The organism is Veronia pacifica (assembly GCF_001707825.1).
GTDB classification, from domain to species: Bacteria; Pseudomonadota; Gammaproteobacteria; order Enterobacterales; family Vibrionaceae; genus Veronia; species Veronia pacifica.
Genome location: NZ_LYBM01000019.1, coordinates 1 through 15,807, shown reverse-complemented (window position 1 = coordinate 15,807; position 15,807 = coordinate 1). Strand labels below are relative to the sequence as shown.

The 15,807-nt window shown below is 43.5% G+C and carries 15 protein-coding genes and 1 pseudogene; 5 read left to right on the top strand and 11 right to left on the bottom strand.

Features of this window, described 5'->3' with window-relative positions; genetic code table 11:
* Positions 1–36 precede the first annotated feature (36 nt).
* Positions 37–635 (top strand): annotated as a pseudogene (locus A8L45_RS11545) (tyrosine-type recombinase/integrase).
* A 317-nt stretch (positions 636–952) separates the two neighbouring features.
* Positions 953–1,348, top strand: coding sequence for a hypothetical protein (locus A8L45_RS11540; RefSeq protein WP_068902394.1), 396 nt, complete (start codon positions 953–955; stop codon positions 1,346–1,348).
* Between the two features lie 178 nt (positions 1,349–1,526).
* Here A8L45_RS11540 and A8L45_RS11535 read toward each other — a convergent pair whose 3' ends face one another.
* From A8L45_RS11535 to A8L45_RS11485, 11 genes are read right to left on the bottom strand one after another with little or no spacing between them, the layout of a single operon-like run.
* Positions 1,527–2,603: a BtrH N-terminal domain-containing protein gene (locus A8L45_RS11535; protein WP_068902392.1), complete on the bottom strand. Its 1,077-nt coding sequence runs from the start codon at positions 2,601–2,603 to the stop codon at positions 1,527–1,529.
* A 13-nt stretch (positions 2,604–2,616) separates the two neighbouring features.
* Positions 2,617–3,378: an SDR family NAD(P)-dependent oxidoreductase gene (locus tag A8L45_RS11530; RefSeq protein WP_068902389.1), complete on the bottom strand. Its 762-nt coding sequence runs from the start codon at positions 3,376–3,378 to the stop codon at positions 2,617–2,619.
* A gap of 12 nt (positions 3,379–3,390) precedes the next feature.
* Positions 3,391–4,194, bottom strand: a complete 804-nt coding sequence (locus tag A8L45_RS11525) for an ABC transporter permease (RefSeq protein ID WP_068902387.1) — start codon at positions 4,192–4,194, stop codon at positions 3,391–3,393.
* A gap of 9 nt (positions 4,195–4,203) precedes the next feature.
* Positions 4,204–4,995 (bottom strand): ABC transporter permease, encoded by a 792-nt coding sequence (locus tag A8L45_RS11520; protein ID WP_068902385.1) that lies wholly within the window; start codon positions 4,993–4,995, stop codon positions 4,204–4,206.
* Positions 4,992–5,978: an ABC transporter ATP-binding protein gene (locus A8L45_RS11515; RefSeq protein WP_068902384.1), complete on the bottom strand. Its 987-nt coding sequence runs from the start codon at positions 5,976–5,978 to the stop codon at positions 4,992–4,994. The genes A8L45_RS11520 and A8L45_RS11515 overlap by 4 nt, the downstream gene beginning before the upstream one ends.
* A 2-nt stretch (positions 5,979–5,980) precedes the next feature.
* A complete protein-coding gene (locus tag A8L45_RS11510) occupies positions 5,981–6,394 on the bottom strand; it encodes an SPASM domain-containing protein (protein WP_068902381.1) in 414 nt (137 codons plus the stop codon).
* A complete protein-coding gene (locus A8L45_RS11505) occupies positions 6,391–7,107 on the bottom strand; it encodes a radical SAM protein (protein ID WP_068902378.1) in 717 nt (238 codons plus the stop codon). The genes A8L45_RS11510 and A8L45_RS11505 overlap by 4 nt, the downstream gene beginning before the upstream one ends.
* A gap of 9 nt (positions 7,108–7,116) precedes the next feature.
* Complete coding sequence (locus A8L45_RS11500; protein WP_068902376.1) at positions 7,117–8,289, bottom strand: radical SAM protein; 1,173 nt, start codon at positions 8,287–8,289, stop codon at positions 7,117–7,119.
* Positions 8,258–9,340, bottom strand: a complete 1,083-nt coding sequence (locus A8L45_RS11495) for a hypothetical protein (protein ID WP_068902374.1) — start codon at positions 9,338–9,340, stop codon at positions 8,258–8,260. The genes A8L45_RS11500 and A8L45_RS11495 overlap by 32 nt, the downstream gene beginning before the upstream one ends.
* Positions 9,337–10,614 (bottom strand): ATP-grasp domain-containing protein, encoded by a 1,278-nt coding sequence (locus A8L45_RS11490; RefSeq protein WP_068902372.1) that lies wholly within the window; start codon positions 10,612–10,614, stop codon positions 9,337–9,339. The genes A8L45_RS11495 and A8L45_RS11490 overlap by 4 nt, the downstream gene beginning before the upstream one ends.
* On the bottom strand, positions 10,611–10,865 hold the full coding sequence (locus A8L45_RS11485) for a phosphopantetheine-binding protein (protein WP_068902370.1): 255 nt from the start codon (positions 10,863–10,865) through the stop codon (positions 10,611–10,613). The genes A8L45_RS11490 and A8L45_RS11485 overlap by 4 nt, the downstream gene beginning before the upstream one ends.
* A 622-nt stretch (positions 10,866–11,487) precedes the next feature.
* On the opposite strand from A8L45_RS11485, the gene A8L45_RS11475 reads away from it, so the two are divergent.
* From A8L45_RS11475 to A8L45_RS11465, 3 genes are all read left to right on the top strand, one after another.
* Positions 11,488–12,635, top strand: a protein-coding gene (locus tag A8L45_RS11475; RefSeq protein WP_139122369.1) for an IS3 family transposase whose coding sequence is annotated in 2 segments (ribosomal slippage) — positions 11,488–11,725 and positions 11,725–12,635 — 1,149 coding nt in all. Because the reading frame shifts where the segments join, the coding sequence is not laid out codon by codon here.
* A gap of 727 nt (positions 12,636–13,362) precedes the next feature.
* Positions 13,363–14,268: a DUF2971 domain-containing protein gene (locus tag A8L45_RS11470; protein WP_068902366.1), complete on the top strand. Its 906-nt coding sequence runs from the start codon at positions 13,363–13,365 to the stop codon at positions 14,266–14,268.
* A gap of 505 nt (positions 14,269–14,773) precedes the next feature.
* Entirely contained in the window at positions 14,774–15,766 is a 993-nt protein-coding gene (locus A8L45_RS11465) for a leucine-rich repeat domain-containing protein (protein WP_068902364.1), read from the top strand.
* The last annotated feature ends 41 nt before the right edge of the window (positions 15,767–15,807 follow it).

Sequence of the window (15,807 nt, the reverse complement as noted above, 5' to 3'; positions counted from 1 at the left end):
TTATCAGGTCACTTAAATAACCGACGGAGGTGATGTATGGTGACTGTTAGCAGCCCACAGCGGCATTATGGACAAAAAAAGCCTTTTAAGATTGAAGATATATGGCGTATCAGAACGCGCCTTGAGATAGAAGGCAATGTGATGGAGCTGGCGTTACTCAATCTGGCGATTGACAGTAAGTTGCGCTCTTGTGATTTACTGAAAATACGTGTTTGCGATGTTTCGTCTGCTGGAGCAATTTACCCGAGAGTGTTACTCACGCAAAGTAAAACACAGAAAGACGTGCAATTTGAAATCACACCGAAAACTCAACATGCACTCTCACAGTGGTTGTTTGCCAGTCAGAGATCGCCGCAAGACTTTCTCTTTCCCAGCCCACGTCTCATTGGAGCGGCAATGAGCTACTCATACTACTCAAATATCATCAAACGGTGGGCAGCAACCTTAGGTCTTGACGCATCACAATATGGTACTCACTCAATGCGAAGAACTAAGGCAACACTGATTTGTGCACCAACGAAAAATATCAAAACAGTGCAGCTTTTTCTGGGACATGTGAAACCGGATAACACATTTGATAACTTGGGGTAGAAATCGAAGGCGCTTTGAAGATTTCCGAGGACACAGATATTTAGACGAAAAGATATTGTTGCGGCCAACAACCCATTGGGTGTTGGCCAATCTGAGACTCACCCAAATGCGTACTCGCTCGTCTCACATAACCCGAAGCCGCCGCTAAATGGCTTTGTACACGAGTTATACATGAGCCTGACTTGGTTTGGGATGGAGAGTATTATCTGAATATGGCATTTATAAAGCCCATAGCTAATGCCCCCCACTTCCTTTCGACTCACGTTTGTGGTTTAGTCGAATAATAAGAGACGTAGTGTAAACGTACAAAAAGTGCGTGTTATAAGGCTTATTATCCTCTGTGCTCCATACCAGCCGAACAATGGACGTTGTCGCTAAAATGATTAGAGTGTCGATCTATGTTTTTTTGTCAGTGTTGACTACTGTGCTGACCGTGCAAGTTATCTATACCTTGGGTTATGGTAGGCATTGTGGCCCCCACTATGCTGACAGGCGTGTTTATTTCCATACTCACCACAGTTTGTCTAACCAATGGAGCTTTGATGTTCTTGGAATCGCAAGCCGCACGATGAAAGACTTAGTAGATAATCATCCTGAAGTATCTAAAGCTGCATTTCTTTCGTCCGGCAATATGCATAACCCTAAAGTTATGGAGTTTGGCCTAGTTTTTCGAAGCACAATTGCCAAACATGCTTTGCCTTTTATTGAAGTTGGCGATATTGAAAAATTGAGTATCGTAAAGTCAAACTGCAAGTAAGCCAGCTATAAAAAAGAAAGTATGGGTTTTAGAGTGGTCCTGAGGCTACCCTTTGAACTTGTTCAAATCAGCGCCAGCTCGTCTGGCGTAACTCAAAACCGCCCAAAATGGTGCCAGATAGTCTGGCGAAAATTTCAGCAAAAAAGGGTACAAAGGTGTCTACTGATTCGGCGGCTATTCACAGCGTATATTGCAGGTTGACCCAAAGCTTTGCACTCTCAAGTTCAAGCGTTGCGGCTTCAATTCCCTTCTTCACTAGTTTCTCAGGGCTGATACGGTCTGTCTTTCGGATTAATTTTTCAAGCATGGCATACTCACTCCACTTTCTCAGTGTTGCCGTCAGATGCGATTCCAACTGACCCAGTGCGTTTTGCTGTTCCGGCTCCGTCAGCGTTTTCCCAGCGATCTTGCACCAGCGCATCTGAAGCCTTCTCTGGGTAGGAAAAACCCAGGTGCCAAACGTGTAGAATGTCTTGTTATCGCAGTTCATTCTCTCCATCGCTTGGAGGTAACACCTAACGGCCTGTATGCCAAGCGCTGGATGATCTGTCGTGAGATTATCAACATTTTTTTGAACATCCAGTTTGATTTGCGCCAGCGTCAGCCCTGCGTTTTTTTCTCTGTCAATTGTGACTTGGTAACAGTTGAAGGTTCCTTTCATCTTGATCAGTGCATGAAAGCAGGCTTTAAAGTCGTCCAGTGGCACAGGGTCATCCACGACATCTTGGTCGCTGATCAGAAATGCTTGTGTCGCGTGATCGAACTGCGTCAGGAATATGGTGTGCTCGTATTCCAGTATGATCTTGTACTGATGCCGGGATGGAATATAACCCATATTGAAATCCACCAAGACTGGTGATCCTTGGTCAAATTGATCGCGGATATGTCGAAGCAGTCGGTCAAAATCCGTAAAAGGCAGGACATCAATAGAAATACCACAGCGCTCTGACAACAGATCGGCCATTTCGCCATAAACACCATCGGGGGTGACCATCAGATAGGGGTCTTGATGATGCCTGAAAAATCCAAATCGAGTGAACTCCGTCATGGGGTCAATGATTTGCTCGCTGGTATGATGATCATCCCAATATGAAAAGCTGTGTTCCGCAAAAAGCAACGCGATAGGTGGAACACCGTGTGCCATTTTGGCTAGGGTGTACAATCCAAAAACAAAGCAATCGGGTGGTAACTCAAAAGTATTTTTATCAAATTTAAACTTGGAAACTGGCAGTGATTGAATCAGGTGTTGTGACATCTTTTATGGGCCCTCAAAAAATGGAATAGCCACCGTCAATGGTGAGTGCGTCACCGGTTTGATAGCCACTTTCAGCTGACATCAAGTAAACGGCGGCTGGCGCAATGTCTTCAGGTTTGGCCCAATATCCCATGGGAATGCGTAAACGTTTAATTGATTCATATTGCCTTCTGTCTGCAAGCACATCCGCATTCATATCTGTTTCCACCCAGCCGGGAAGAATACAGTTGACCGTGATCCTGTCCGCCGCCAGTTCAACGGCCAGCGAACGACTCAGTGCGGTAATTGCCGCTTTACTGGCACCATAGTCGGCAAACCCGGCGTTCCCTTTGAGCGCAGCCACACTGGCGGTTGCAGCTAAGCGTCCCCCGACATTTTGTTGTTTCATGGCCTGAGCTGCATACTTCAACGTCAGAAATGTGCCGTTCAGATTCGTGTTGATATTTTGCTGCCAGCGATCCACTGACAGCTCTGTCACTGGCGTCCCAGAGCCTCGTTCACCTGCATTGGCGATACAGCCATTGATTTGTCCCCTCCAATTCACAACAGACTGTACGGTACGCTGAATTGATGTTTCAGACGCTATATCGCAGTTCAGCAACAGGACCCGCTCAGGGTCTGACACAAAATGCTGCATGAGATCTGGATAGTTGTCAGTTTCACGTGCCGTCACTGCCACATGAGCGCCCTGATGATGCAATGCTTTCGCCATCGCAAGTCCAATTCCCTTACAACTGCCGGTGATTAAAATGGTTTTGTCGGTTAAATCAAACATCAATCAGCTCCTTTAACTGGTCGCACTTTCATAATGGCGAAGCGCTTTTTTCCACATCAGCCGGGTCAAACAAAAAAGCATGATGGGCGCAGCCACTCCCCACATCATTTCAATCATTGACAGTTGATCGAGAATGAATAGAGGTGACCAGTTGGTGATCAAGAACAACGGGAAAACAACAGCGCCGATCAGCTGAACCGGGCGGAAGTGAATTTTGTGCGGCAGGTTATTGAAGTCCCACATCGCCCAATAAAAGCTCTGCAGTGCAGCGATGTTTTTAAATTTGAATGCCAGCAACAGCGGCAAAACAAACAACCCGTACATCGTCACAATACCCAGGGCAACATAAGCCATAAAGCCTAAAATATTCCCGACAGACACAGGGACATCAGACGCTTGCCAACCATAGGCGATCAGTCCGATACCAACGATCACATTGGGGATGGAGATCCAGGTATCGACATGCTTTAACGTCGCCATAAACTGTGATGAAATCGGCTTGGTTAGAATCAGGTCGAAGTCACCATCACGGATCTGCTGGTCAAAAACAACGATGTTAAATTGCAGCATGCTGACAAAGAAGACGGTCATGAGCATGTAGGTGCCAATGAACAGGTAGATGCTGTCAGGCGAAAGCCCTGCGATGTGTACACCGGTATCGTGGATCACGTAGGCATAAATCAATTTAACGAGCAAATACCCCATTTCTACCATGATGTTCAGAGCAATGTTGAGTCGGTATTCTAACTGACGCATCGCGTTTATTTTCAGCAAGAAGCCGTAGATTTTGACGTGCTTCATCAGGTCTTGCCACATATTAACCTCCTAATGCGATGAAGCTTTTGCAACCACGTTGCCAGACGAGCCGTGAGACTCCCCACAACACGCCGACCCAAAAAGCTGAAGCATAAAACCATGAAGGACTTCAGCATCTGAGACACGCCCCAGCACCACTTCGATCGGAAAGAAGATCACATATTGGAATGGCAGGTAGCTCAGGATCTGCATGCCCGTTTCACCAAACACAGTGAGTGGAAAAATCCCCCCAGACAACACCAACCCAACGATACGGACCGATTCAAACACACCCCAGACTTCGTGGGCCCAAAAAGCGACAAGGCCCACCATATAGAAGAGGAAAAACTGAATCATGAATGCCGCACACAGGACCAGGAGCAGACATAAAAAGGATTTCAGTTCGAACGTCATATCGAGCCAATAAGTTAAGCCAATGCCACACAGTCCGATCAAAACGAGCGTGACCAGAAAGTAGCTGATGTTGTTTCCCAGATACGCGGTCAAACGATAGCCCAGATACGACAAAGGCTGGATCAAAAATCGGTTGAGGCCACCGTCTTTAATGTCGGTTGCCACCTCATATTCAAACCCGGTACGTAATGCCTGGCCAATCAGCAGTGCAAACAAGGTATAAGCCATCATTTCAGGATAGGTATAGCCGTAAACCTTCTCCGCTCCTGTATAGGAGAACACGGCATGCCATAACATCACTTGCAATAAAATGGGAAAGGCCGAAGAAAGTATACTGATCACATAATTCAGCCGATAGGTTAGGGACATTTGCAGTCCCATCTTGATAATGAAAATGTACTTACTCATGCGGATACCTTCATGGTGGTATACAGGCGTTGCAAACTATCGTCTAAAGGGGGCTCTTTAATGTTGATATCCGCGACATCGGCTTGGGTTAAAATTTTGGATAGGATTGCATTTGACTCTGGTTTACTCACTTCAATGATGATCTCGTTCGGTCCGGACTGAACGATTTCCCCGTACGCTTTGAAGTCTGATGGCGATACTGGTGAGTGGGTATAAATGTGTAAATGACGCTTAGCGCCGACGACGGTATTCAGGTCATTTAGCTCACCACTATAAACTAACCCGCCGTTTTGAATCACCAGCGCCCGATCGCAGAGAGTAGAAATATCCACCATGTTGTGACTGGTCAGTAACATGGTGGTTTGACGCTCTTGAGAGAGAGTTTTCAGGAAAGATAAAATCGCCCGTTGGGAGAGAAAATCCAGACCCAGCGTCGGCTCATCGAGAAAAATGACGTCCGGTCGATGAAGCATCGCTGCAATCAGTTCCATCTTCATGCGTTCGCCTAATGATAACCGTCTCACCTGTATGTCGAGCAAGTGACGAACATTCAAAATCTCACTCAGTTCTCCCAGAGTGTTATTAAAAGCTGTCTCCTCAATCTCATAAATTCGTTTGTTCAATTCAAAGCTGTCAATGGCAGGCAGATCCGACCACAGTTGTTGCTTCTGCCCCATCACAATTGAAAAACGCATCTTGAAAGACTTTTGACGCTCCCAAGGCGTATACCCCATGATAGTTGCCTGACCCGAGGTCGGGTGCAAAATACCCGAGAGCATTTTCATTGTCGTGGTTTTTCCAGCACCATTCGGACCAATAAACGCGACGATCTCACCTTGCTCGATGTCAAAGGAAAGTGATTTGACAACCTCTTTATAATGTTCCTCACGGGACCATAAATTTTTTATCGATGCTTTCAGACCCGATGCTTTTCTGTAATAGGGAAAACTCTTACTGAGCGATTTTACTGAAATATAACTCATATCTACCTCTTATTTGGATCCGCATAATAACGGGCGCAGGAACCACAAATAGGGAATAAACCGCCCTCCCCTCTTAGCTTTTGCCGGAAGTTCCTCATCACACGACCATTCCAAATCTCAGACACCGATTGTTCATTCACATTACCTAGCGGGACGTCATAAAACGTATGGCAGGGTGTCACGCCACCGTTGGAGGCAACTTCCATATATATCCAGGGAAAGAAGCATTTATCTCTTTTATCAGTCAAATCTTCATATTGCTTGGTGAAATAGGCCTTGTAGTTATCGCTGGCAATTGTTTTTGGGTAACAAACAAAATAGATATCGCGTTTTTTACATTCTTTTTCCACCCAACTGATTTGTGATTCAATCGCCTTGAAATCCATCATTTCAAATTTACGGGCATCGTCGATCATGCCAGCAGCACACGGCGTTTCCTGAACACCAAATAAGCGTTTAAATAGATTGAGATGTTTTTCATGCTCATTGGCCGTTGCAACGTTTGAAACTCAATACTGATATGGTCGACCATTTCTAAATTCAGGCAATTCTCAAAAAAACCTTGGATGTAGAGGTGGGTCAAGGGTGTCACGATAAATGTGTAGCCAATTTTAGGTTCTTTCAGTCCTTTTGTTTCTCTCAGATCGAATAAGGTTTCAACACCCTCCTGAACCTTCTTGTAAACATTTTCGCCACGCTGAGCGTCGTTTATCTCCTCTGGTCCATCCAGTGACACCCACAATCGGTTGGGCGGTATTTCGATCAAAGATTCCGCTTTGCGCTTTAAGAAAGTTCCATTGGTCGGAACATCAACCCGTGCGTCGCCATGACGAATTCTTCCCACCACATCTTCGAAATGTGGATACATCATCGGTTCACCGCCAAAGAGTGCAAAATACGGTTTGACGGGCAAACATTCATCAATGACACGAAGGACAACATCCTTGTCCAGCTTTGATAGTTTTCGCCCATGATAGGCACCGTTTTCACCCCACTCGTAACACATTTTACATCGCAGGTTACAAGCGTCCGTGAGCTGGAGCGTGACCCAGACAGGTAACTTGTTCTGAAGGATATTGGTGTTTGATTTTGGCCGTTGTACAACAGTAATAGTGGATGTCTCTGACATTTAAATCCCTTACCCAGTGCTATAAAGTAGTGTGCATTTAGAACAAACAGGCATCAGCCCGCAATGAAGTTGCTTACGAAAGGCTTGGTAGGCTTGTCCGTGCCAAACGTCTTTGAGTGGAATCAGTTGTAAATTGCCGACATCCAGCTCCGGAAAAAACTTGCAACTGGAAACGTCCCCATTGGGTAATACGTCCAAGCGATTCCGAATGGCGGTGCAAAACGTTTTATTTTCAGCGGGGTGTGTACTGCCTTTGACAAACCTTTCCACTTCACTTTCATCTAAATTGGGATGAAATCGGACCCGGCACGCCCATGTTTCATCAGTAATTCGCTGAATATCTTTCAGCAGCGCTGGAATATTTTCCGGAGAGATATGGTAGGTATATCCATGCCAGCTATATTCATTGGTCGCCGCCAGCTTTTTCTGTTTCCAGGGCAAGTTTTCCCTGACCCAAACATCCATCTCCTCGGCAACATTTTTCGGGATATACCAAGGGAAAACCATATAAATACTATCGATACCTAAATGAGAAAAGTAGGAGACGAAATCATAAAGTTTGCCAATGGTATGGTCACTGATGGTTAAGCACAGTGATATTTTCCCGGCAAATTGATTTTCCTCTCTCAGTCTCAGCAGATTTTCAATGGTCTGTTGTACCCGCTTAAAAACCCCTTTGCCCCGTATCGCGTCGTTGTCTTCCTCAAGGCCATCCAGACTGATCAGCAGTGCTAAATGATCATCAATCCGTTTCAACTCATCCAAATGTTTATCAATTAACAGTCCGTTAGTGCAAATGGTGACCCATCTCGGATCTTGCTCTAAGAGATCCATTAAGCCTTTCATATTTCGATACATTAATGGCTCACCGCCCCATAAATAGAACGGTGCATTCGATACTTCTGTCGATTTCAGCAATTTTTTGACGATCGCAAGTGACACTTCATCACCACGTTCTGATTTACTCAGTTGGTGGTGATAACCATCATCATTCCATTCAAAACAATGTTTACAACGCAAATTGCAATGATTGTTCATTTTGATGCCCACCTGCTGTGGCACCTCCGCAGCCCAGTCGGGGCGCTCTTTTAAACCGCGGCGGGTTGAGGCAATTTGTTTCGCTCTTGCTGTGAGACGAGAAAAACCACCTTCATCTAGTTTCCGTGAGGTTTTTGTTTTCATATCGTTCTCCGTAAATTGATCGGTGGCGGCTTGCCATACGCAAATTTCGGTGACACTGTTCGATCACAGACATTGAAAAACGACTGGCTTCCCAGGTCTCAAACGTCACCGCAAATCCTCTCTCTAACCAACACTGGCCATTCTCTTTTTCGTAGTCACCGAACGGCGGTAACAGGACAAGTGGCGTACACGTAGCAAAACTATCAATCAGGCTTGCACCACCGGGTTTGGAAACCAAAGCTAATGATTTTGACAGCTGTTGCTGGAATAGGGATGTCACTGTCGTCGACTGTGAGAGCGTCCCGCTGCTTGTCTTCAGGCGTTGAGGCGGAAATTGTCCGCCATCAACACATCCATGGGACCAGGGCTTCCAGTCAGGATCAGACAAAATTTGATGATCGCTGTCCGTCGCATCCAGTCCGCCACGGATCAACAACACATATTGCTCTCTTAATTTGGGATAATATTGCTCAACATGGCCCATATGCCACCCACCGCCATGTACTGCGATCCTGTGATTGCGCTGCGCCCAGGGGGTCACTGGTGGCGGAGGAATCAGATCTTGTGTGTGGCCGGGATCCAACAACCATTGATGATTCAGCCCAAGTTCAGAAGCCTGAGCCCAGGAAAGAGAGCGGCCAACATCCAGATGTATTGCATCTATTTGAAGTGCAGGATCCGTCCTCAATGATGCGAAGCGGCGGTTGAGCAATAGCGTCCAGAACCCGCTGAAAACAATAAACCGACGTACCTCATTTTGCTGCCATAACGACAGCAAATTTTCTAGCTTGATGTCATCAATGGCCCCTTCAATGGACTGAGGGCTGTGAGATAGCCACCGCTGTGTCAGAATCGCGGTACGTAAGTCCTTCTGACATTGAGCCTGTGTTCTCAAAAAACGCTGGAGTGCTTCGGGGGTATAGAGCTGCTCTATTGCATGAAAACTCACCTGATGACCTTGCATTTGTAGCCATTTAGATAAGTTGACAGCAGGAATAAAGCTACCGAGGCCACTGCATGCGGTTAAAATCACCAAAGTTGATCGATTCATTGAACCATCGCACCCTGTGACTGAAATGCCTCGGTTAACACCTCAGATACCGCTGCCGCTGATAAACCCAGACTGATCATATAACAGCGTCCCATATTATTGGGCTCACCGTTGTCAGGTGCTTGTAAACAAAGGCTGTTCAGAGGAATGACGCCGCTTTTCATGCCTTTGTTGTACAAAGCATTCATTTCATTCAGGGTGTTGAGAAGCGCACCCATATCAATCGGTGCATCGTATTTGATGGTGTACTGCTGAAAGAGCGCTTCCGATGGGAGTTCAAGGCATTCAAACCAACGGTGGGCAAGGCTTCCCATTGACTCACGGGCATTGATTTCAACCACAGGGACAACTGTGCCGTCTTGCAGCAGCATCGAATCAATGCAAACCGCTCCCCAGTAACCGTCCTTAAACATTGTTGCAAGCAGCGGTTCAAGTTGCGCGCGGTAACCGACGGACTCGATGCGTTCAATCAGCGCCGATGATGGCTGTCTCACCCCGGAAAATTTTAAGTGTTCATTGAGGATCTCGCTATATGAGATAAACGTGACCGTACCATCCTCACTGATTTTCCATTGGCTCGAAAAATCCAACGCTTTCTCAAGAAATGGCTCGACCGTTAATGCTAACTGTTTGCCATGTTGCATTTGTTTTTTCAGGTGATCGCAGATTCTGGCAAGGATTGCGGGATGTTTGATCACTAAGCTGCCTTTGCCTGACACACCAAATGGTTCCTTCAGAATCAAGGGAAGTGAATGCGTTTCAAGCGCCGCGAGGCATGAAGACGACTGTAAGTTCGTCCCATAGCTTTTGATACCGAGCCGATGACAACAATCAACGGCGTAACGCTTGTCGTTTACTTTCACGACATCTTGATAGTCAGGCAGATGATCGGAGCTGAAGACCCCCTGATAAGCACTGGGGACATTGGCAAACGGGCTTTGTTTGCCCTGCGACATCGTTTCAGAAATCAACCCGCAGGGAACAGGTAGACTTCTCCAGTTCGGTGCACCGTTTTCTTCCCAACTCTGTAAATCTTCACACAGCGACTCTCGATAAAAACCAGCGCCGATGCTCTGATGATAAGACGACAACGATGAATCGGGTTTGACTAAGGTTAATATGCGGTCACCGGGTTGCTGCGGTACCAGTATTTCATCCAGAAAATGATGCTGTCGATCTTGTGCTTCATGGGTAAAAGAGGGCAATGACGTGAAGCACGCGCTTTTCCACAACGATTCGGCATTGAAACACGCCCACAGCGTTCTCACACTCATGCGGTTGCAGACCTTTCTTTTTCTTGTTCAATAAACGCCTGCAGTGCATGAATACTTTCCATCATTGAGAAGTCGATTTTGTCAAAATCAAACTTCAGATCAAATGCAACTTCAAGTTCTAATAAAAAATCAATAATATCCAGCGAATCCAAATTAAGGTCTTCAATCAGGTGGCTTTCTGGAGTCGCTATTTTTATCAGAGATGGATCATTTTTTATTTTTGAAATAATTTCAACAATAACGGAGAACATGGATTTTACCTGTTTTAATAAAATATGAATGGGTAAGATTAGGCTTCATTGGCCTTCGATTTCATAATTAATAAAATATAATTAAATCAGTATATTTTTTAAATTCATGTTTAACCGAACAAAAAGCAAGCACAATAATTAATCACCATTAACGTGATATGAGTCAATTTCGAGCAACTATAGTGACTATTCATGCGATCGGGTCTTTAAAAAAAAGCAACTCATTCAACCTGCGAAACTGTGCATCTGTAAAATTTACGAACTTGGATATGAAGCCAAGTTTGTTGATTTAGCTTATTTAGAGGTGCCAAATTTTGATAATGATATCACCTAAAAGAAGAAGGATACCTTTTAGGAGTAGAGCAAGTATATCGCCATGAGATTCAACACTGCGCAATAGATTTGAAATCATTCCACGACATTTCCAAAGAAATAAAAACCACAAAAGATTGCAAAAAAGAGTCAGCTAATAAATAAAATCAATCAAGAAGTAGCAGAAAATCAAGATATTTTCGATGTCTATACGGCTCATGGAGAGATTGAGTTAGTTAATTCTCTCTGAATAGCCACTGACTTGATAGACACACTTGAGTTAGACATGATGACTAACAGAGAGGTGTTTATGAGCGGTAAGAGATTTCCAGAAGAATTCAAAATCGAAGCGGTAAAACAGGTCACCGAAAAAGGCCACAGTCTTGCTGACGTTGCCAATCGTCTAGGGACAACAACACACAGCCTTTATGCGTGGATAAAACGCTATGGGCCTGAGGCTTCTCATCATCAAGCCAAGTCAGATGAAAGCGACGAAATTCGGCGCCTCAAAAAAGAGCTAAAACGCGTCACAGAAGAGCGCGATATATTAAAAAAAGCCGCGGTGTACTTCGCAAGCCAGTCCGACTGAGGTACGCCTTTATCCGTGCTCACCAAGCGATTTGGCCTGTCAGGTTGATGTGTCACGTCCTCGACATTCATCCCAGTGGTTATTACGCTTGGGTTCAACACCCTGATTGCCATCAGGAGCGGCGGCGGAAGTATCTTCTCGGACGCATAAAACAGTTCTGGCTTGAGTCTGGTGGCGTCTATGGCTACCGGAAAATTTACAGCGACTTACGAGATGACGGAGAGTCCTGTGGAATTAATCTCGTTCATCGTTTGATGAAGCAGGAGGGATTGACGTCTCAACGAGGATATAGAAAGCCTCGTTCCCGTGGAGGGTCTGAAAATATTGTCGCCGCCAACAAACTGGCACGAGCGTTCAATCCTACAGAGCCCAATAAGTCATTGGTGACAGACATTACGTACATTAAGACGCATGAGGGCTGGTTGTATCTGGCCGTTGTCATTGATTTGTTCTCAAGGCGTGTGATTGGTTGGTCGATGAAAAGCCGAATAACGAAAGAATTGGCATTGGATGCTTTGTTGATGGCCATTTGGCGTCGCTCGCCAATCGATAAGATACTCGTTCATTCAGACCAAGGAAGTCAATATACCAGCCATGACTGGGACAACTTTTTGTCGCAACATGACTTAGAAGCCAGTATGCGTAGAAAAGATAACTGTCATGACAATGCCGTTGCTGAAAGCTGCTTCCAGTTGTTAAAGCGAGAATGTATCAAGCGAAAAACCTACTCAACAAGAGAAGAGGCACGGGTGGATATCTTTGAATATATTGAGATGTTCTATAACGTAAAACGTCGGCACAGTTCCAATGATCAAATGTCACCTGTAGAGTATGAAAAGCAGTACAAAGAAAAGCTAAAAAGTGTCTAGTAAATCGGTGGCTATTCAGGTGGCGGTTCGATGAATCTTTCATTTCTTTTGGTAATGCTTGCACAATTATGGTTTCGTCTGAAAAAATGATTTGAATAAAAAGCAAACTCAAAAAGTGGCTTACTGGTTTTTAAGCCACTTGCCTCTCACTGAGGATCTAGGTAAATAGCCACATAATCAAATTTGTATATCTGTGAGCAAACTCAAATGCTGGATTCTTTGCTCTAAATCGAAATTGTCCAAATTTGCGCCAGCTTGTCTGGTGTAACTCGAAATCGCCCAAAAATGATTTGGCTTGGTGCCATAAATCGTTTATATCCTGAAATCAATTAGATTAAGTGCTCGAAAAAATCAAAGGGTGTTGATTTTCACTACAAAGCCTAATCCGATTAATGGGTGTAACCATCTCGTTTGGACCGTGATTAGGATGAAATTTACTCTTTTCGAGAGCACCGTAGTCATACTAAAACTCTAGGCAATATCTATAGTTCACATACTGGAAGCTAGCCGGTACTGATAGCTTGGCGAAAAAACGTAGGAAGTCAGGCTGGTCTGGTGAGTATCGATAAAAAGTGATTTTGTTAAAATCTATTCAGATTAGAATCTCGCCTTACTCCGTATATGCTCGCGGAATTTTGGTTTGAAAATAAAAAGTATTAAATCAATAAATAAAAGTATTGATAATGTCATTTTTTCAGTGATATTCTAATCTTTGGATAATTTGAAAATGAAGATTAGGAATATTATTTTGTATATAGGTCCTTTACCTGCATTTCTTTATAAATATGAGCCTGTTGAAGCGTTTGAAAAGTATTTTGGTAAGAGCTTACAATTCAGTCTTGGACGGACTTTTAATGATGTTTTTGATGGTGAGATATACCCTGGATTTGAGTCTGATGAAAGAAGAGGTTTAATTGATACAGTTAAGAAACAGTTCATATACTCTACTTCAAAAAATTGCCACAGTAATCTAATGTGGGGACTTTATTCTGATAAACACAGAGGCTTTTGTGTTGGGTATAACCCAATAGAACTGATTCGTTTAACAAATACGCACTGGGCTGACTCTGTGACATATAGCGATACTCCACTAAACGCTAACATTAACGAGTCACTTTCGGGTCGGATTATTTCGGTCGAAGGTAAAACTATATACGAGCCAATGCCTATATTCTTGAAAATTATGTTTCAAAAGGAAAAAGCTTGGCAACATGAGGAGGAGTTTCGTTTAGTACTTGCAGACACAAATGATGATGAGGAGGACTATAAGCGTATAGAAGAAGGCATCATAAACGCAGTAGATAAAATTATTTTTGGATATAAATCTGATGAAGAAAAACTTATTAAAAATTTCATGATAAAATATCATGAAACAAATATTCTCTTTTTTAAAGCATCACCAAGTAAAGATCAATATGATATAACAAGTGACATTTTTCTATATTTGGAAGACGGTAAAGTTAAAGAAAAGAAAGATCCGCTTTTGGTCGATTTCCTTAATAAATTCTTGATTGGCAGGCAAAGTGTTGACCATAAAATTGATGAAACTTATTTATGTACGAGAGAGCTTGGTGATGTTCTTATCAAACAATTAAAAAATGGTGATTTCCCAGAGGATATGCTGCCTTCTTGATACAGTAGATAATATAGCTGACGGTATTTTTTTACTTTGCCAGGTCTGTAATTATTCAAAGTTTTCTAACATAGTAAAGTCGCTAACATATTTATTTCCAAATCCGCGCCAGCTTGTCTGGCGTAACTCGAAACCGCCCAAAATTGAGTTAGTACAAAAGCACTATGCGAGTCTAATACAGAGGTTTTACATGAGAAGACTTTATCCAAAATTGACCGTCAATTTGGATGAAGAATTTCTCGATAATCGTTGTGTGAGATGGGGTAACTAGCCCATAAAGTAATACTGTGCAAATACCCATGTCAGCCTATTTGTCCAATATAATTCATATTTCCCATTTTGGTGTTTTTTCCCGCAAAGGATTTTGGACAATTCTCTTCACGCCAGAGGGTTCGGTGTGTGCAGACGATCGCAAATTTCACCCATGAATTATATTGGACAAATCGTAGGAATTATATTGGACACTTTGGGGTATATAGCACTGTTATAAATATATGAGCAAAGTATGAAGCATCATTTTGGAGACTTCTTAGATCGTGACTATTGGACAGTAGTGTCAAATAGAGAGCGTTATGCTTACGCGATTGGAGATGTTCCTGCTGGAAGTAAAGAAATTACAATAGTTACTATTGGTAGTGATGATGAAAACTGGGAGAGAATTTTTACACTGCCAAATCTGGAAGAATTAACTCTTTACGAGCCTACCAAGGAACAACTTCAGTCAATCTCAAAACTTACGGTGCTAAAAAGATTAAGAATCACTCATGCAAGACCGAAAGATATAGATTTTATTAGCTCGTTGGTAAATATAGAAGAATTGGTTTTAGAGTATGTCTCAGGTTTCTCGGATTTGTCACCGTTGCAATCATTAACAAAACTCCGCTCTTTGCACATGGAAAACCTCCGCAGAGTTAAAGAGTTTGATGGTCTGGCTGGTATAGAAAGCCTCAGATATTTGCGTATAGACGGAACACTTGATTGGAAGCAACCCATTTCTGATTTCAACTTTCTTAAAGGACTACCAAACCTAGAAGTGCTTTCATTTGGTCAAATAATTAATAAGTCTTCATATCCAGCTCTTTTGCCAGTTTTGGCTTTAGAAAAGCTAAAAAAGATTAAATTGACTTGGAATATGTTAGCAGCAGAAGAGTATGCTCTTATGGAAGTCGCATTACCTAATGTTGATGGAGCAGACTGGGGGCCATTTACTCGGTTTTCCTATTCTTCAATTCCTTTGCCTCGAGATGATGTTCGAGCTCATTTACCAGAAGATGTGATCAAATCAAACCATCCTGAAGTCTCAATATCCTACAAAGGAGAGAGGCTTATTAATGATCCTAAAGAAGAGTGGTTCGAGTTTACTGGCAAAAAGGCAGGCAGAGCCAAATGTAATAATTCCAAATCTAAAGAAAAGTGCGATGAGTACTCAAAAAAGTATCAGTTAATGAAAGAGGAAGCCCATAAAGTTATTTCGAGCATTAAGCAGCTCAGTGGGTAAAATTCCTAGCTTCAAGTTTGAAGTGCGACACTTAACCTGAT